The sequence below is a fragment of the Nonomuraea sp. NPDC049607 genome (assembly GCF_040675375.1).
Taxonomy (GTDB): Bacteria; Actinomycetota; Actinomycetes; order Streptosporangiales; family Streptosporangiaceae; genus Nonomuraea.
Map to the genome: position 1 here is coordinate 52247 of NZ_JBFAOV010000027.1, position 17241 is coordinate 69487.

The window sequence follows — 17241 nt, forward strand, 5'->3', positions numbered from 1 at the left end:
GGAGACTATGACAAACCGGAAACCCACCATGGCGGACGTCGCCCGGCACGCGGGCGTCAGCCTGAAGACCGTGTCCCGCGTGGTCAACCAGGAGCCGCACGTCCGGGCGTCGCTGCAGCAGCGCGTGCACGACGCGATCAGCGCGCTCGGCTTCCGCCGCAACGAGGCCGCCGCCCGGCTGGCCCGCGGCGCGACCATGCTGACGCTCGGCCTGGTCATGGAGAACATCTCCAACGAGTTCTACGCCCGTCTCGCCGCCGCGGTGGAGGCCGCGGCGGCCGAGCAGGAGGCGCTGGTGGTGTTCGGTTCGTACGAGGAGCGGCCGGACAAGGAGCGCATGCTGATCGAGTCGATGCACGCGCGGGGCGTGGACGCGCTGATCGTCGTGCCGTCGCCGGCCGACCACGCGTGGCTGGCCGAGCACGGCGGCCCGCGCACGGTCTTCGTCGACCGCGTCCCGCACGGCCTCGACCACGCCGACGTCGTCATGCTGGACGACGAGCGCGGCGGCCGGACCGCGACCGCGCACCTGCTCGCCCACGGGCACCGCCGCATCGCGCTGATCTCCGACGACGACGGGCTGAGCTCGGTGCACGACCGGGCCCGCGGCTACCGGGCGGCGCTCGGCGCGGCGGGGGTGGCGGCCGACGAGGCGCTGGTGGTGCGGGGGGTGTTCGATCCGGGGCGGGTGTCGTACGAGGTGGGGCGGCTGCTTGGCCTGCCCGACCCGCCGACGGCGTTCTTCGCGACGAACAACCGGGCGGCGATCGGCGTCCTGCAGGCGTTGCGGGGGCGTTCCGAGCGGCCGGCGTACGTGGGGTTCGACGACTTCGCGCTGGCGGACCTGTTCAGCCCCGGCGTGACGGTGGTGCGTTACGACATCGGCCGCCTGGCGCGCGGGGCGGTGGAGCTGCTGCTGGATCCCGTACGCGAGCCGCGCCGGATCAGGGTGCCCGTCGAGCTGGTCGCCCGGGGGTCCGGGGAGCTCCCGCCTCCCTGACCTTCTGGTCAAACCTCCCCCAAGTCCCCACATGTCGGGGCCTGAGGGGATACCCGAGGGGTAATCGCAGGTCATGTCCGAGAGCAGCCCGCACCGCGATGACCGTACGCCCGAGGAGCGGGCGCTCGGCTCCGACGCCTCCGCGCCCGCCTGCCCGAGCCCCGACGGGCGGCTGCCGCGGGCGCGCGACACCTCGACGGGGCCGGGCGCTCCCGACGTCCGCCTGGAGATCTCCGAGGTACGGGTGGAGGAGCTCGACGTCGAGGGCGAGGACCTGCACGCGCGGCTCGGCGGCACCCGGGCGCGAGCGACGCTCCGGATACGGCTGGACGACGTGGCCCACCTCATCGACCGCCTCCTGGACGCCGACCCCCACTTCCTGGACCACCTCCCCGCTTCCCTGCCCCGCCACGCCCTGCGCACCGCGGGCACGTCCGCCCCGGGAACGCCTGCGTCGGCGGCCCATGAAGGCGGAGCGGCCATGGGCCGGGCACGAGAGCCCGGGACGGGCGTCGACCGGGCACGCGAGGGCGGGACGCTGCGGGACTGGCCGAGAGGCGGCGCCCCCTCCTGGCGACCGGGCCGCAAGCACGCGGGCGACCTGGGAGCGGCCACCGGCCGGACCGTCCACCACCCGCCCCCGGTCGAGGAGCCCCTGCACACCGTCCCCGGGCACGAGGTGCTCGACGTCGAAACCCACGTGGGCACGGACGCCAGACCCATGACCGAACAGGCCACCCGGCACGGCGACGTCCCCCGCCCGACGCCTCCCACGAGACCGTACTTCGCCCCCGACGAGGGAACCACCCCGGACGACCCCTCCGACACCACCCCGCACGAGCCTGCCGGCACCACGCAGTACGGCACGCGCGCTCAGCGTCCTGGCCGGACCGCCCGGCCGTCTCCCACGGACGGCCTCTCCCGCCGACCTCAGCCCTCCGCCCAGGACCCGGGCCCCGGTCGCTCCAAGACCCCGCCCACCGACGTCGGCCCGCGTCCGGGCCTGGACCCTCCACCGCCTGAGCCGCCCCACCCGAGCCTCGCCCACCGGATACCGGCCCAACCCGGCCCTCCCCCACACGCACCACCCCATCACGACCGGACACCGCAAGGCTCGGCCCAACCACGCCCCGGCCGCGCCCCGACCCCACCCGGCCCCGCCCTGTACCGCCCCGGCCTGGACCCGCCGCCACAGAGCGGCCAGCCCCACGACCAGGCCCGGCTTCCTCGGCACGCGCGAAGCACCCGCGAGGCCCCGGCCGGACACGACCGCGCAACCGAATCCGCCACCAAGGCCGGGGCCGGAGGCGGGGCTGGGACCGTGGCGGAGAACGAGGGTGCGAGTGGGAACAGGGTGGCGTCGGAGCGGTTGGGAGGCGTCGCCGCAGGCTGGTCGTGAGCCGAGGAGGCGCACCGGCTCGCGTTCCAGAGCACCGGGGAGGCTCGGAAGGCCGTCCCCCACGGGTCAGGGGGAGCGGGGGTGCCAGTCGCCGCGGTCCAGGTCCAGGTTCTCCGGGGTGTGGAGGCGGACCATCGTGCGGGCCACCCCCGGCGGTACGCGGTGCGGCGTCAGGAACGACACCGACACCATCACCGTGAACGCGATCGGCACCGTCCATGCCGCCGGCTGGGCCAGCAGCGCCCCCGGCAGCCCCTCGTACGGCCCGCCGGTGATCGTGACGAGCACGGCCGCGCACGCCAGCCCGCCCCCCACGAACAGCCCCGCCAGCGCCCCGGTCGTGGTGAGCCGCCGCCACCAGATGCCCAGCACCAGCAGCGGGCAGAACGACGAGGCGGCCACCGCGAACGCCAGCCCCACGACGTCCGCGACCGGCAGCGCCCGCGCCCAGAGCGCCAGCGCCAGCGGCACCGCGACCGCCATGAGCGTGGCAATCCTGAACGAGCGCACCCCGCCCTTCAGCAGGTCTTGCGCGATCACCCCGGCGACGGACACGGTCAGCCCGGACGAGGTGGACAGGAAGGCCGCGAACGCCCCCGCCGTCACCAGCGCGGTCAGCAGGTCGCCGAGCGTGCCGCCGATCATGCGGCTGGGCAGCGTGAGCACGACGGCGTCGGTACGCACGAGGTCGGGGGCGTAGAGGCGGCCGAGCCAGCCGTACAGGGCGGGCAGCAGGTAGAACGCGCCGAGCAGGGTCAGCACGACCAGCGTCGTCCGGCGCGCGGCCCGTCCGTCGGGGTTGGTGTAGAAGCGCACGAGCACGTGCGGCAGGCCCATCGTGCCGAGGAACGTGGCCAGGATCAGCGAGTACGTCGAGTAGAGCCCGTACTCCTTGGCCCCGGCCAGCGGCATCTGCCAGGTGACCGCGTCCTGGACGCTGAGGGCGGGCGCGCCGTCGCCCTTCCAGGCCAGCAGCAGGAACACCAGCGGCACGGCCAGCGCGGTCAGCTTGAGCCAGTACTGGAACGCCTGCACGAACGTGATCGACCGCATGCCGCCGGACAGCACGTTCACCGCCACCACGCCGGCGACCAGCAGCCCGCCGGCCCACACCGGCGCGCCGGTGATCGTGCGCAGCACCAGCCCGGCGCTCTGGAACTGCGGCATCAGGTACAGCCACCCGATCAGGACGACGAGCACGCTGGCCGTCCTGCGTACGGTCATCGACTCCAGCCTGGCCTCGGCGAAGTCGGGCAGCGTGTACGCCCCCGAGCGCCGCAGCGGCGCCGACACCAGCACCAGGAGCACCAGGTAGCCGCCGGTCCACCCGACGGGCAGCCACAACATGTCCACGCCGTAGGACAGGATCAGCCCGGCGACGCCGAGGAAGGAGGCCGCCGACAGGTACTCGCCGCCGATGGCCGAGGCGTTCCACAGGGGGCTGACGGTCCGGGAGGCGACGTAGAAGTCGGAGGTGGTGCGGGAGAACCTGATGCCGTACGCGCCGATGAGCACGGCCGCGGCCATCACGACGACCACCGCGGCGAGGCTCACGACGGGCCCTCAGCGCCGGTCACCGGCGTTCCACCAGCTCGGCGAAGTGGCGTTCGTTGCGCTCGGCCTGGCGGACGTACAGCCAGGCGCCGATGACGAAGGCGGGGTAGATGAGCCCGGCCAGCACCGCCCACGGCAGGGAGACGCCGAGGACGTCCACCTCGCGCAGCTCGGGGATGAGCAGGAACAGCAGCGGCAGGCCGCCGACCACGCAGGCCAGCACGGTGCAGACGAACAGGGCGAGCCGGAACTGGGTGCGCAGCAGGGAGCGCATGTAGACCTCGCCGAGGCGGGTCTGCTCGTCGATCTCCCTGGTGGCCGGGTAGCGGGGGCGGCGGGCGGCGGCGCGCGGGCTGGTGACGCTGACCCGGCGCGGCGTCTCGGACCGGCGGAAGGCGTCCATGCGGCGGGCGGCGTCGGTGCGCGGCGCCCCGGCGGGGCGCCCCGGACGGGGGTCGGAGGTCATTCCGTCCTGCCCTTCCTGGCCCGGCGGACCAGCAGGTCGCGCAGCTCGCGAGTGTGCCGCCGGCTCACCGGCAGCTCGGTGTCGCCCACCCGGACACTGCACCGGCCCGAGTCGATGTGCAGCTCCTCGATGTGCCTGACGGCGACCAGATGACTGCGGTGCACCCGGACGAACCCGGCCGGCGCCCAGCGTTCCTCCAGCGTGGCGAGCGGGATGCGGACGAGGTGGCTGCCGGTCGCGGTGTGCAGCCGCGCGTAGTCGCCCTGGGCCTCCACGTAGAGGACGTCCGCGCTGGAGACGAACCTGGTCACACCGCCCAGCTCGACGGGGATCGTGTCGGTCTCACCGGTCTCGGCGGGCACGTCGGCCGAGACCGCCACGCGCCTGATGGCCTCGGCCAGCCGTTCCGGACGTACGGGTTTGAGCAGGTAGTCCTCGGCCTTGATCTCGAAGGCGTCCACCGCGTGCTCCTCGTACGCGGTGACGAACACGACCCGCGGCGGGTTGGCGAACTGCGACAGCAGCCGTCCGAGCACGACGCCGTCCAGGCCGCGCATGCGGATGTCGAGGAAGACGGCGTCGATCGGGCGGCCCTCGGCGATGCCCCGGTCCAGCAGGCGCAGCGCGGCCGCCCCGTCGCGCGCCGTCATCACCTCGCCGATGCGGGCGTCGGCGCGGAGCAGGTAGGACAGGTCCTCAAGTGCGGGTAGCTCGTCGTCCACCGCCAGGACGCGCAGCCCGGTCACACGTGACTCCTCACACCTCGAATGCATTAGACAGTGATGAAACCGGCACCAAACGTCAAGGCCGTCACGGCAGGGTCACAGGTGGGGGCAGGTGTGTGTGAGGGACGGGTCAGCGGGCCGAGACGCCGGGGTGGTACTTCGGCAGGCGCACGTTGACCTTCGTGCCCGCGCCCGGTCCGGTCTCGACGACCAGGCCGTACTCGTCGCCGTAGACCTGGCGCAGCCGTTCGTCCACGTTGGCCAGGCCGACGCCGCCGGTGGGGGCGATCTCGCCGGCCAGGATGCGGCGCAGCCGTTCGGGGTCCATGCCGAGCCCGTCGTCCTCGACGCTGATGCGGCACTCGGCGCCGGCGTCCTCGGCGATGATCGTGATGCGGCCGACGCCGTTGCGGCTCTCCAGGCCGTGCCGTACGGCGTTCTCGACGAGCGGCTGCAGGCACAGGAACGGCACCGCGACCGGCAGCACCTCGGGCGCGATGCGCAGGGTGACCTGCAACTGGTCGCCGAACCTGGCGTGCTCAAGGGTGAGGTAGCGCTCGATCGAGTGCAGCTCCTCGGCCAGCGTGGTGAACTCGCCGTGCCGCCGGAAGGAGTAGCGGGTGAAGTCGGCGAACTCCAGCAGCAGCTCGCGGGCGCGTTCGGGGTCCGTACGGACGAAGGAGGCGATCGTGGTGAGCGAGTTGTAGATGAAGTGCGGCGAGATCTGCGCGCGCAGGGCCCGGACCTCGGCCTCCATGAGCAGCGTGCGCGAGCGGTCGAGCTCGGCCAGTTCGAGCTGCGAGTTCACCCAGCCGGCCACCTCCTGCGCGGCCCTGACCAGCCCGGCCGAGGCGTTCTGCCCGTAGGCGGCCAGCGCGCCGACGAGCCGGTCGTCGGTGGTGAGCGGCACGACGACGGCGTGCCGGATCGGGCATTCGAGCAGCTCGCAGTCGATGGTGAGCACCTGGGTACGGCCGTCCTCCAGGGTGGCGGCGGCGTGCTCGAACGCCTGGGCGGCGTGGTGGTCGCCGGCGCCGTCGTAGACGAGCAGGCGCTCCCGGTCCGTGATCGCGAGCGCGGCCGAGCCGAGGAGCGCGCGCAGGTGGCGGGAGGCGCGCTCGGCGCCCTCGGCGGTCAGCCCGGCCCGCAGCGGCGGGCCGGCCATGGAGGCGGTGTGCAGGGTCTCGAACGTGGCCCGCTCGGCCGGGCTCGTGCCCAGCTCGCGACGGCCCCGCATGACGCGCCAGAGCACGATCGCGGGCACGCCCACGAGCACGGCCACGACGGCGACGCCGACCAGGTACTCCACGCGCCCCGAGCCTAGCGCCCCCGCCTCCCGGCCCTGACCCCGCCTGCGGCCCTCACTCCCCCACCTGCCCTCACTTCCCCACGGCCCTCACTCCCCCACGGCGCTCATTCCGCCGCCGTCAGCGCCTTGGCGACGGCCGCCGCGTACGACTCGGCCTCCTGCGCGGACTCGTACGTGGTGCGCGGCCAGAAGAAGCCGCGCAGGCCGTCCTTGCGGTTGCGCGGCACGACGTGCACATGCAGGTGGGGCACGCTCTGGCTGACCCGGTTGTTCATCGCCACGAATGTGCCGGCCGCCTCCAGCCCCTCCTCCACGGCCCTGGCCACGGCCTGGACGCGCGCGAAGAACGGCCCCACGTCGGCGAGGTCGGCCAGCGTCTCGACGTGGACCCGGGGCACGACGAGCACGTGCCCCTTGAAGACCGGCCGGGTGTCGAGGAAGGAGACGGCCACCTCGTCGGCGCTCACCACGTACGCAGGACGCTCACCCGCGACGATCTCGCAGAACAGGTCGGTGCTCACCGGCCGACCTTATCGGCGAAGGCCGTCCAGCTCGTCATGTTGGGCGCCGTCCACTCGGTGGGGGCGTGCAGGAAGTGCTCGCCGACGCGGTCGCGCAGGCGCTGGGGCACGTCGGTGACCTTGGCACCCCTGCAGTGGTAGACCAGCCCGCCCGGACGCTGCCCCATGGCCATCCAGGGCAGCCAGGGCGAGACCCGGCACCAGGAGAAGACCGCCGGCACGTCCGGCATCCCGGACTCGACGTCGGCGGCGGAGGCGAAGAACTGGAACAGCTCCAGCGCCCGGTACATGTCCCGAGCCGAGTTATCCGGATATTTCGCGACAGGCAGCGGCGAAGGGTAAGAAAGGCGGATATCGGCGTTGAAGACCACCTGCTCCCCCAACCGCGTCACCGGCACCGGATACGCCCCGAGCCGCTGGTTGACCGGGTCGTTGAAGACGTGCATCACCTCCACGGACCGCCCGGTGAGCGGGTTGTCCCACACGTCGAGCGGTTCCCTGGTCCTCGGGTCGAGGTAGAGCGCCGCCTCCCTGGTCAGCAACTCCCAGCCGCCGTCCGCCGGACGCGCCCGCGCCACGTTCAGCCCCTCGAAGCCGAACAGGTGGTGGGGGCCGTCGTCGTCCTGCCAGCCGTAGACGTCGCCGGTCCAATACGAGATCGTCTCGGCGCCGTCGGCCGAGGCACGCACCCGGATGAAGTCCATGATCCGGAGCTTACCCCTTGTTTCGCGACAGCTTGTTGCTATGTTTAGGGACATGGTGTCGCTAAATGAGCGGACCCGGCAGAGCTGGCTCCCGCTGTTCGTGCTCGGCGTCGGGATGTCGATGATCATCATCGACGCGACGATCGTGAACGTCGCCGTCCCCGCGATCATGGGCGATCTGGGGCTGTCGGCCACGGACGTCGAATGGGTGAACTCGATCTACTCGCTGGCCTTCGCCGCCCTGCTCATCCCCCTCGGCCGGACCGGCGACGTGCACGGCAGGCGCCGGATGTTCGCCGCCGGGCTGGTGGTGTTCCTGGCCGCGAGCATGCTGGCCGCCTCCGCGCCGACCGGCGCGCTGCTCATCGCCGCCCGGGTCGTCCAGGGAGTGGGGGCGTCCATGGTCGTCCCGATGACGCTGGCGATCATCAACTACCTCTACACGGGCTCGCGCCGGACGATCGCCTTCGCCGTCTGGGGCTCGATCATCGGCGGCATGGCCGCGCTCGGCCCGCTGCTCGGCGGCTGGGTGGTGACCGACTTCGGCTGGCGGTGGGCGTTCTGGGTGAACCTGCCGATCGGCCTGCTCGTGCTGCTCGGCGCGGCAAAGGTGCCCGAGTCGAAGGACCCGGCGGCGGGCGGCTCGGACGTCCCCGGCGTGCTGCTGTCGGTGATCGGCCCGGCCGCGCTGGTGTTCGGGCTGATCGAGGGCCAGCGCTACGGCTGGTTCACGCCGACCGGCGAGGCCACCCTGTTCGGATGGACCTGGCCGCTCGGCGGCGTCTCGCCGATCCCGTTCGCCTTCGCGCTCGCGGTGCTCGCGCTGGTGGCGCTGCTGCTGGTCGAGCGGGCGCGGGCGCGGGCCGGCCGCCCGGTCGTGCTGGACCTGTCCCTGTTCTCCATCCCCTCCTTCAGGTACGGCGGCGCCGCCGCGATGATCATCACGCTCGGCGAGTTCGGCCTGATCCTGGTGCTGCCGCTGTTCCTCCAGGCGGCCATGGGGTTCACCCCGTTCACCACCGGGCTGATCATCGCCTCGCTGGCCGGGGGCACGTTCCTGGCGGGCGGCGTCGTCCCCCGGCTCAACCTGGCGCCCAGGCTGATCGTGCGGTTGGGGCTCGTGCTGGAGGCCGCCGGCGCGATCGCCATCGGCCTGGCCGTCTCCCCCTCGCTCGGCCCGTGGACGCTGGTCCCCTGGCTCGTCCTGTACGGAGTCGGCGTTGGCTTCGCCTCGGCCCAGCTCCCGAACGTGATGCTCGCCGACGTCCCCGCCCGCCGCTCGGGGGTGGCCTCCGGGCTCCAGAGCACGATCCGCCAACTGGGCGCCGCCGTCGGCATCGCGGTGCTGGGCGCCGTCCTGGTCACCGGCCTGGACGCGGCGATGGCCGAACGCCTGCCGGACAAGCCCGCCCTCGGGCACGCCGTACGGGAGAGCGGCGGCGCGGCCATCGCGGCGATCAGGGAGCCCGCCGACCACGCCGCCGCGGTCGCGGCGGGCGCGGACGCCACCCGCCGGGTCACGATCGTGACCGGCATCGTGCTGTTCGGCGGCGTCGGGGCGACGTTCCTGCTGCCCGATACTGGGAGGAGACGACGCGAGGAGGAGTGAGCCCGGTGCCGAGGATCAGCGCGGCGACGGTGGCCGACCATCGGGCCAGCCAGCACGCGGCCCTGCTGGCGGCCGCCATGGAGATCCTGGTGGCCGAGGGCCCGGCCGGGCTCACCCCCGCGGCCGTCGGCGCGCGGGTCGGGCTGGCCCGCTCCAGCGTCTACCGCTACTTCTCCTCCACCGCCGACATCCTGTCCCAGCTCGTGGAGGACGCGATCCCCCGGTGGGCCGAACGGCTCGTCACGGCCACCCGCGACGGCGGCCTGGAGGAGCGGGTGCGCGCCTTCGGCACCGTGTCGCTGGCGTTCGTGACCAGCCCCGACTACGCGCTGCTGCGCGCGGTGGCCTCGGTCGACCTGCCCGGCGAGTGCCGGCACCGGCTCGACCAGCTGCACGAGACGATGATCGAGCCGCTGCGCGGCCTGCTCGCCGAGGCCGGGCAGCCGCATCCCGACCTGGTGGCCCACCTGGGGTGGAGCATCCTGGGCGAGGGCCAGCGCCGCCTGGCCGCGGGCGCCGACACCGACGTGGTCACGACGACCACGCTCGACGTGCTGTGCCGCGCCGTGCTCAGCGCACGGTGATCTCGAAGACCGCCTCGCCCGACTGCCGCCTGCTCGCCTCGTCGGGCGGCGTCGAGCCCTGCCCGCAGCGCCAGCAGTCGCGCAGCGTGATCCGGGCGCTGCCGGGGCTCTTGGTGTTGAAGACGAAGTAGGCGGTGCCGCCGCTGCCGGGGCCCTCGCCGGCGCTCTTGCGCTCCTCGCTGATGTAGGAGGCCACCTTGGCGTCGGGCACCGCCACCAGCCGCCAGTTGTCGCCCACCGACGGGTTGTCCGGCACTGCCAGCGAGAACCGCTGCCCGGCGCGCAGCTCGGCGCGCACGGTGGTGCCCTTGGCGCCCTTGACCACCGTGCCGAAGTCGCTGACCGCCGAGCCGTCGCCGCAGCCGGCCACCAGGCCCGATGTCGACACCGACGTCAACAGGGCGATCGCGACGACGAACCTCCCACGCTTCACTCCGGCAGGCTATCCGCCTTCGGCGGGTCCCGGGGCTCCACGTACGGCTCCCGCTCGGCGGGCTCCCCCTCGGCGATCCGGCGTTCCCTGATCAGCTCGGCGTCCAGTTCGGCGCCCAGCAGCAGGGCCATGTTCGACAACCACAGCCAGATCAGGAACACCACGACACTGGCCAGCGTGCCGTAGGTCTTGCCGTAGGAGCCGAAGTTGGCCACGTACAGGGCGAAGCCGCCGGAGACGACGACCCAGAGCACCACGGCGAGCAGCCCGCCGGGGCTGATCCAGCGCACGCCCGGCTGGCGCACGTTCGGCGCGGCCCAGTAGAGCACCATGATCAGCCCGGCCGCGACGAGCGCGAGCACCGGCCATTTCACGATGTCCCAGGCGGTCACCAGCGCGCTGCCCAGGCCGAGCGCCCTGCCGACGGTCCTGGCCAGGTCGCCGGTCAGTGCGACGGAGATCGCGCCGAGCGCCAGCAGCACGGTGGCCAGCACGGTGAGCCCGATCCGGAGCGGGGTCACCTTCCAGAACGGGCGTCCTTCGTCGATGTCGTAGATGGTGTTGCCGGCCCGGATGAAGGCGCCGATGTAGCCCGACGCCGACCAGAGCGCGACCAGCAGGCCGATGACCGCGACCAGGCCGGCCGAGGCCGCGTTCTGCTGGACCGACTGGACGCCCGACACGATCAGGGAACGCACCTCGTCGGGCGCCAGCACCACGAGGTTGCCGACCAGGCTGGCGGTGTCGCGCCGCCCGAGCAGCCCGAACACCGAAACCAGCACGATCAGCGCGGGGAAGATGGACAGGACGGCGTAGTAGGTGAGCGCTGCCGCGAGATCCTGGACCCCGTCGTTCCGGAACTCGACGACGGTCCTCCTGAGGACGCTCCACCAGGCCCTGCGCGGCAGTTCAGCGGGTCTTTCGGGGGAACGCACGCCTACTTCGTCCTGCTGCGCTTCCTGAGGCTCCGCACGATGATGGCGGTCACCGCCGCCGCCGCGGCCATCAGCAGCACGGGACGCTTCCTCGCCCCCGTGGCGGCGTCCTTGACCTGGTGGGGGGTGGCCTCGCGGACCTTGTCCGCGACCTCGCCGGCCTTGCCCTTGGCCACGCCGGTCACCTCCGCGGCCTTGCCCTTGGCCACGCCGGTCACCTCGGCGACCTTGCCCTTGGCCGTGCCCGCCGCCTCGGCGGCCCGGCCCTTGAGGTCGGCCTTGTGGGCCAGGGCACTCACCGTGTCGCCCAGTTCGTTCCTGGTCTCCTTGATGCTCTTTCGCACGTCGTCGTCCTCCTCGTCTTCGTCTTCGTCCTCCCCGCGTCCCCCGGTCAACGACTCCTCCTCGACCGCGCGGCTGTCCACCGCCTCGGTCCGGTCGTCGGGCACGGGGGTCTCGGGGATGAAGGTCTCGTGTTCCTGCCGGGCCAGCTCGGCGCGCCTGGCGTTCTCCGCCGCCCCGGGTCTCGTCGGGGGCACGTTGATCGACTCGCGCTCGGTCGGCGTGCCGACGGTCGCCCTGCGGGCGCCCACGTCACCGGCGTGCTGTTCGCTGTATCCGGGATCCGTCTCGCTCATCGGCGTGCCCTCTCCTTGACCATGTCGATATCGGCCTTGACGCTCGCGATGGTCTCCGCGGGGACCGGCGGCCCGGCCTGTTTCACCTGGTTCTTGCCGGTCAGGCCGAGCAGTGCGGCGGCGATGAGCAGGACCGCCCCCACGATCGCGGCGGCCGCCCACCCGGGCAGGACCAGGGCGAGGAGCAGGATGACGGCGGTCACCAGCGCGGCACCGCCGAAGAACGCGGCCATCCCGGCCGCGCCGAACAGCCCCGCGCCGAAGCCCGCGCGCTTGCCCTTCTCCGCCAGCTCCATCCTGGCCAGGCGCAGTTCGTCCTTGACGAGCCTGGAGACCTGGTCGGAGAGATCACTGACCAGCTTGTGGGTATCGTTCACGACGTCGCCTCCTCCGCTGCGGAAGGCGACTACCCAGCTGACCGCCGGTTATTACCTCTTGGCGGCCTTCAGCAGGAACCCCAGGACGGACACCACCGGCGACTTGGGCACGTCGCACCAGTTGTCAGGCTGCTTCGGCCTGCTCCACGGAGAGGGCAGCTCGCACGAGGGAGCCTGCGGCTCGGGCCGCTCACACCACGATCCGGGAGGATTCATACCTTCATGCTACAACTTCGGGTTCGGCTGGGCTAAGCCGCGGGATCGGCCGCCCGGCGGGCGGCGGTAATCTGCCGAGGTGCTGGTACACGGGGTTTGGGCGGGTGACGGGCTCGCCTTCTGGGGTGAGGATCCCGGTCGTGCCGGCGCCGCCGTGCCGCGTGGGGCGGGCGCGCGTCCCCATCCGTTCGCCGCGTCGCCGGGTGAGCTCGCCGGCGTGGCGGGGCTCGGGGTGGGCGGGCCGCCGTCCAGGGTGCTGGAGCTGCTGCTGCCGGGGTCGGCCAGGGGCCCGCTGCCCTCGCCGGAGACCGGGCTGCTGACGGAGGTGGTCCGGCCGCGGCTGCTGCCGTGGGAGGTGCCCGCGGTGGTCCTGCCGCCCGCCGAGGCCCTTCAGGCGCTGGAGGAGCATCCGGGCGAGGCCACCGCCACCGTGCGCCACTGGGCCGCCGTCGCCGCCCTGGCCCGCGACCTGGTACGCCGCGGCCGGGTCGTCCCCCAGCTCATTCCCGGGAGCCCCGAGGACGGCGGCGCGCTGGCCCTGTGGCGGCCCGTGCCGACCGGGGCCGACGCCGCCTACTTCCGCGACCTGGCGCTCGCCATGCCGCCCGCCTGCCGCACCTGGGCCGCCGAGCGCCCGGCCGCCGTCGTGCAGCTCCAGGCGCTGGAGGCGTTCACCGACGCGCTCGTCCGGCGGGCTGTGGCCGCGCCCCTGGCCGCACCCCTGGTCGCCGGCCCGAGGACGCCGCGGGAGCGGTGGCTGGCCGCGCTGACCGGCGACCCGGCCTGCCCCGACGACCCCGCGCTGCGCGAGGAGCTGGACCGCTGGCGGGCGGCCGTCACGGCGGCCGAGGGCGCCACCCGCGTGTGCTTCCGCCTGCTCGAACCGGCCGAGGGCGACGACTGGCGGGTCGAGCTGGCGTTGCAGGCCGCCGACGACCCCAGTCTGTACGTCCCCGCCGCCCGCGTCTGGAGCGGCGAGAAGGGCCTGCCCGGCCGGCCGGAACGCGAGCTGCTGGCCGGGCTCGGCCGGGCCGTGCGGCTCTACCCGGAGCTGGACCGGGCCCTGCGCGTTCCGGAGCCGAGCGAGCTGGCCCTCGACACGGCGGGCGCGTTCGGCTTCCTGCGTCAGGCCGCGCCGCTGCTCCAGGCGGCCGGGTTCGGGGTGCAGCTGCCGCGCTGGGCGGGCCGTACGCGGCTCGGGCTCAAGCTCACCACCAGGACCAAACCGCAGACGGCGGCCGTCAGCCAGGGCTTCGGGCTGCGCGAGCTGGTCGACTTCCGCGTCGACCTGGCCGTGGGCGAGGAGACGATCAGCGAGGCGGAGCTGGCCGAGCTGGCCAGGCTCAAGGTGCCGCTGGTCCGGGTCCGCGGCCAATGGGTGGAGCTGGACGACCGGCAGCTCAAGGCGGCGCTGCGGGCCGTGGAGGGGGTGCGCGCGGGCGAGGCGGCGGCGGCCGACCTGCTGCGTCACATCGTCCAGGGCGACGACGAGCTGCCGCTGCTGGAGGTCGACGCCGACGGGGTGCTCGGCGACCTGCTGTCCGGCCAGGCCGAGCGGCGGCTCGTCCCGCTCGCGACCCCGCCGGGCCTCGACGCGGTGCTGCGGCCCTACCAGGAGCGCGGGCTGGCGTGGTTGAGCTTCCTGTCGGAGCTGGGCCTCGGCGGGGTGCTCGCCGACGACATGGGGCTGGGCAAGACGGTCACCACGCTGGCGCTGCTCGTCCACGAGCGGGCCGCCACGCCCACGCTGCTGGTCTGCCCGATGTCGCTGGTGGGCAACTGGCAGCGGGAGGCGGCCAGGTTCGCCCCCGGGCTGCGGGTCTACGTCCACCACGGCGCCGGCCGGGACGCCGCCCGGATCGCCGGGGCCGACCTGGTGATCACCACGTACGGCACCGCCCACCGCGACCTGGAGACCCTGCGCGGGCACGAGTGGCGCCGGGTGGTGTGCGACGAGGCCCAGGCGATCAAGAACAGCGGCACCCTCCAGGCCCGCGCCGTACGGTCGATCCCCACCGGCACCCGGCTGGCCCTGACCGGCACGCCGGTCGAGAACCACCTCGCCGAGCTCTGGTCGATCATGGAGTTCGCCAACCCGGGCCTGCTCGGGCCGCGTTCCCGCTTCCGCACCCGCTTCCAGGAGCCCATCGAGGCCCACCAGGACGAGCAGGCCACCGAGGCGCTGAAGCGGGCGACCGGCCCGTTCATCCTGCGCCGTCTCAAGACCGACCGGTCCGTCATCTCCGACCTGCCGGAGAAGATGGAGGTCAAGGAGTGGTGCCCGCTCACCCCCGAGCAGGCCACGCTCTACCAGGCCGTCGTCGACGACATGCTGGCCAGGATCGACGACAGCGAGGGCATCGAGCGGCGTGGCCTGGTGCTGTCGGCCATGGCCCGGCTCAAGCAGGTCTGCAACCATCCGGCCCACCTGCTCAAGGACGGCTCCCGCCTGGCCGGCCGGTCCGGCAAGCTGGCCCGGCTGGAGCAGCTGGCCGAGGAGATCCTGGCCGAGGGCGAGAAGGCGCTGCTGTTCACGCAGTACGCCGAGTTCGGCACCATGCTCCAGCCCTACCTCGCCCAGCGGCTCGGCCGCCCGGTCCTGTGGCTGCACGGCGGCCTGCCGAAGAAGACCAGGGACCGGCTGGTCGACCGGTTCCAGCACGACCCCGAGCCGATGTTGTTCCTGCTGTCGCTCAAGGCGGCCGGCGTCGGGCTCAACCTGACGGCCGCCGGCCACGTGATCCACGTCGACCGCTGGTGGAACCCGGCCGTCGAGGACCAGGCCACCGACCGCGCCTACCGCATCGGCCAGCGCAGGAACGTCCAGGTGCGCAAGCTCATCTGCGTCGGCACCCTCGAAGAGCGCGTCGACCAGATGATCGAGCGCAAGAAGGCCCTGGCCGAGCGGGTGGTCGGCACCGGCGAGGAGTGGCTGACCGACCTGTCCACCGACGAGCTGCGCGAGGTGTTCCGCCTCACGGGAGGGGCCTGACCATGCCCAACCGGCCCAACCGGCCCAACCGGCCCAACCGGCCCGACCGGCCCGACCGGCCCGACCGGCCCGACTGGTACGACGGCGGCGGGCCCGTCGAGGTCGAGGGCGGCCTGCGGGCCCGCTCGCAGCGCGGCAGCATCGGCTCGGCCTGGTGGTCCAGGCTTTTCGTGGACATCCTGGAACGCGTCTGCGACAAGGGCCGGCTCGGCCGGGGCCGCGCCTACGCCCGCAAGGGCCAGGTGCGCTCGATCGACCTGTCCGCAGGGCTGGTACGGGCCTCCGTCCAGGGGTCGCGGCCCGCGCCGTACGACGTCGTGGTGCGGATCGACGCCTACGGCGAGGACGTGTGGGCGCGGCTGGAGGAGGCCGTCGCGGCGCAGGCCGTCCACCGGGCCAGGCTGCTGGCCGGGGAGATGCCGGTGGAGATCGAGGAGCTGTTCGCCGCGCAGGGCGTCGACCTGTTCCCGCGCGACCTGGACATGGAGTGCTCGTGCCCCGACTGGGGGTTCCCGTGCAAGCACCTGTCGGCCGTGCTCTACCTGCTGGCCGAGTCGTTCGACGACGACCCGTTCCTGGTGCTGGCCTGGCGTGGGCGCACCCGCGAGCAGCTGCTCGGCTCGCTGGCCGACGACCCGCCCGCGCCCGATCCGCTGGAGGTGGCCGACGTGCCGTTCGCCGACCGGCTGGCCGACTTCTACGCGCCCGGCGCCACCGCGCACCGCCCCGAACGCCGCCCGGCCGCGGACGCGCCCGACCTGCTGCCGCGGGTCTTCCCGCCGCCCGCCGGCCTGGCGGACGCGCTCATCCCCGCCTACCGGTCGCTGGGCGGCGGCTGAGTCAGTTGTCCTCGAAGGAGTCGGGCACCATCACGCGCACGCCGTTGGGCACCACGCGCAGCGTGATCGGGGTGCGCAGGCGCACCTCGCCGTCGACGTCGGCGGCCATCGGCGGGTCGGTCTCCAGCAGCATCTCCCGGCCGACCACGAACGGGCCGCCCGCCAGGCTGCGCCAGCGGCCGGTGGTCGCCCGCAGCAGCGTCTCGCCGAGCAGGCGCAGCTTCTTGCCGGAGCCGAGCTGGTAGGCCACCAGCATGCCGTTGTCGATGCTGATGTCCTTGGCCACCTGCCAGCCGCCGTGGAATCGGCCGTTGGCGATGTTGAGCTGGTGGGTGAGCAGCTCGTGCCGCCGCCCCTCGACGGTGATGTACGCCCGGAAGGGCCGGTGCCCCGGCAGGACGGTGAGGGCGGTCATCGGGTAGGCCGGACGGCCCACGATGCGCTTGAGCCACGGCTTGACCCGGCCGGCCACCTCGACCGAGACGCCGAAGCTGGCCAGGTTGGCGAAGGGCCGGTCGCCGGCCATGCCGAGGTCGATGTCGGCGACCTTGCCGGTGGAGAACACCCTGATGGCCCCGGCCAGGTCGAGCGGCAGGCCGAGGCTCCTGGCGAAGTTGTTGGTGGTGCCGAGCGGCAACACACCGAGCGCCACGTCGCGGTGGGCGACGTGGCGCACGGCCGAGGAGAGGGTGCCGTCGCCGCCGCCCACGATCAGCAGGTCGGGGTCGGTGGCGAGGGCGGTGTCGAGCAGGTCGCGCAGCCGCTTGGGGTTGTAGACCGACAGCTCGGCCAGCGGCTCGAACCCCAGGTTGTGCAGCTGCTCGATGACCTCGAAGTAGTGGCGGCGGCCGCGGCGTGAGCGAGTGTTCACCACCACCGCCACCCGGCGATCCCGCCGGATCGCCTCAGTGTGCTCGATCTTGGTGCGCAGTTCGCTCAT

General features: G+C 73.4%; 18 protein-coding genes. 6 read left to right on the plus strand and 12 right to left on the minus strand.

Features of this window, described 5'->3' with window-relative positions:
- Window positions 1-7 precede the first annotated feature (7 nt).
- Window positions 8-1000 (plus strand): LacI family DNA-binding transcriptional regulator, encoded by a 993-nt coding sequence (locus tag AB0J97_RS37310; protein WP_364097839.1) that lies wholly within the window; start codon window positions 8-10, stop codon window positions 998-1000.
- A 73-nt stretch (window positions 1001-1073) separates the two neighbouring features.
- Window positions 1074-2399 carry a hypothetical protein gene (locus AB0J97_RS37315; RefSeq protein WP_364097842.1) on the plus strand — a complete coding sequence of 442 codons (1326 nt, stop codon included), beginning with the start codon at window positions 1074-1076 and terminating at the stop codon, window positions 2397-2399.
- 66 nt (window positions 2400-2465) lie between these two features.
- On the opposite strand, the gene AB0J97_RS37320 is transcribed toward AB0J97_RS37315, so the two are convergent.
- The 6 genes from AB0J97_RS37320 to AB0J97_RS37345 all read right to left on the minus strand — a co-directional run bounded on the left by AB0J97_RS37320 (window position 2466) and on the right by AB0J97_RS37345 (window position 7678).
- Window positions 2466-3953: a cation acetate symporter gene (locus AB0J97_RS37320; RefSeq protein ID WP_357701069.1), complete on the minus strand. Its 1488-nt coding sequence runs from the start codon at window positions 3951-3953 to the stop codon at window positions 2466-2468.
- A 19-nt stretch (window positions 3954-3972) separates the two neighbouring features.
- Entirely contained in the window at window positions 3973-4419 is a 447-nt protein-coding gene (locus tag AB0J97_RS37325; RefSeq protein ID WP_357701071.1) for a hypothetical protein, read from the minus strand.
- Entirely contained in the window at window positions 4416-5165 is a 750-nt protein-coding gene (locus tag AB0J97_RS37330) for a LytTR family DNA-binding domain-containing protein (protein WP_357701073.1), read from the minus strand. The genes AB0J97_RS37325 and AB0J97_RS37330 overlap by 4 nt, the downstream gene beginning before the upstream one ends.
- 109 nt (window positions 5166-5274) lie before the next feature.
- Entirely contained in the window at window positions 5275-6453 is a 1179-nt protein-coding gene (locus AB0J97_RS37335) for a histidine kinase (protein WP_357701074.1), read from the minus strand.
- 104 nt (window positions 6454-6557) lie between these two features.
- Window positions 6558-6974: an HIT domain-containing protein gene (locus AB0J97_RS37340; RefSeq protein WP_357701076.1), complete on the minus strand. Its 417-nt coding sequence runs from the start codon at window positions 6972-6974 to the stop codon at window positions 6558-6560.
- Window positions 6971-7678, minus strand: a complete 708-nt coding sequence (locus AB0J97_RS37345; RefSeq protein WP_364097848.1) for a DUF1838 family protein — start codon at window positions 7676-7678, stop codon at window positions 6971-6973. Before AB0J97_RS37345 ends, AB0J97_RS37340 begins: the two co-directional genes overlap by 4 nt.
- A 52-nt stretch (window positions 7679-7730) precedes the next feature.
- Here AB0J97_RS37345 and AB0J97_RS37350 point away from each other — a divergent pair, with 52 nt between their 5' ends.
- Both AB0J97_RS37350 and AB0J97_RS37355 read left to right on the plus strand, forming a co-directional pair.
- The gene (locus AB0J97_RS37350; RefSeq protein WP_364097851.1) at window positions 7731-9287 is read left to right on the plus strand and encodes an MFS transporter; all 1557 of its coding nucleotides are present in this window, start codon (window positions 7731-7733) and stop codon (window positions 9285-9287) included.
- 5 nt (window positions 9288-9292) lie between these two features.
- A complete protein-coding gene (locus tag AB0J97_RS37355; RefSeq protein WP_364097854.1) occupies window positions 9293-9871 on the plus strand; it encodes a helix-turn-helix domain-containing protein in 579 nt (192 codons plus the stop codon).
- Here AB0J97_RS37355 and AB0J97_RS37360 read toward each other — a convergent pair.
- Genes AB0J97_RS37360 through AB0J97_RS37380 form a run of 5 tightly spaced genes read right to left on the minus strand, consistent with a single transcriptional unit; the run spans window position 9858 to window position 12470 of the window.
- The gene (locus AB0J97_RS37360) at window positions 9858-10304 is read right to left on the minus strand and encodes a protease inhibitor I42 family protein (RefSeq protein WP_364097857.1); all 447 of its coding nucleotides are present in this window, start codon (window positions 10302-10304) and stop codon (window positions 9858-9860) included. The genes AB0J97_RS37355 and AB0J97_RS37360 overlap by 14 nt on opposite strands.
- The gene (locus AB0J97_RS37365; protein WP_364097860.1) at window positions 10301-11239 is read right to left on the minus strand and encodes a YihY/virulence factor BrkB family protein; all 939 of its coding nucleotides are present in this window, start codon (window positions 11237-11239) and stop codon (window positions 10301-10303) included. The genes AB0J97_RS37360 and AB0J97_RS37365 overlap by 4 nt, the downstream gene beginning before the upstream one ends.
- Window positions 11240-11241: 2 nt before the next feature.
- A complete protein-coding gene (locus AB0J97_RS37370) occupies window positions 11242-11877 on the minus strand; it encodes a DUF3618 domain-containing protein (RefSeq protein ID WP_364097863.1) in 636 nt (211 codons plus the stop codon).
- On the minus strand, window positions 11874-12254 hold the full coding sequence (locus tag AB0J97_RS37375) for a phage holin family protein (protein WP_357701090.1): 381 nt from the start codon (window positions 12252-12254) through the stop codon (window positions 11874-11876). Before AB0J97_RS37375 ends, AB0J97_RS37370 begins: the two co-directional genes overlap by 4 nt.
- A 51-nt stretch (window positions 12255-12305) precedes the next feature.
- Window positions 12306-12470: a hypothetical protein gene (locus AB0J97_RS37380; RefSeq protein ID WP_357701092.1), complete on the minus strand. Its 165-nt coding sequence runs from the start codon at window positions 12468-12470 to the stop codon at window positions 12306-12308.
- Window positions 12471-12549: 79 nt separating this feature from the next.
- On the opposite strand from AB0J97_RS37380, the gene AB0J97_RS37385 reads away from it, so the two are divergent.
- Window positions 12550-15462, plus strand: coding sequence for a DEAD/DEAH box helicase (locus AB0J97_RS37385; protein WP_364097867.1), 2913 nt, complete (start codon window positions 12550-12552; stop codon window positions 15460-15462).
- A 2-nt stretch (window positions 15463-15464) separates the two neighbouring features.
- A complete protein-coding gene (locus tag AB0J97_RS37390) occupies window positions 15465-16301 on the plus strand; it encodes an SWIM zinc finger family protein (protein WP_364097870.1) in 837 nt (278 codons plus the stop codon).
- 1 nt (window position 16302) lies between these two features.
- Here AB0J97_RS37390 and AB0J97_RS37395 read toward each other — a convergent pair whose 3' ends face one another.
- A complete protein-coding gene (locus tag AB0J97_RS37395) occupies window positions 16303-17241 on the minus strand; it encodes a diacylglycerol kinase family protein (RefSeq protein WP_357701098.1) in 939 nt (312 codons plus the stop codon).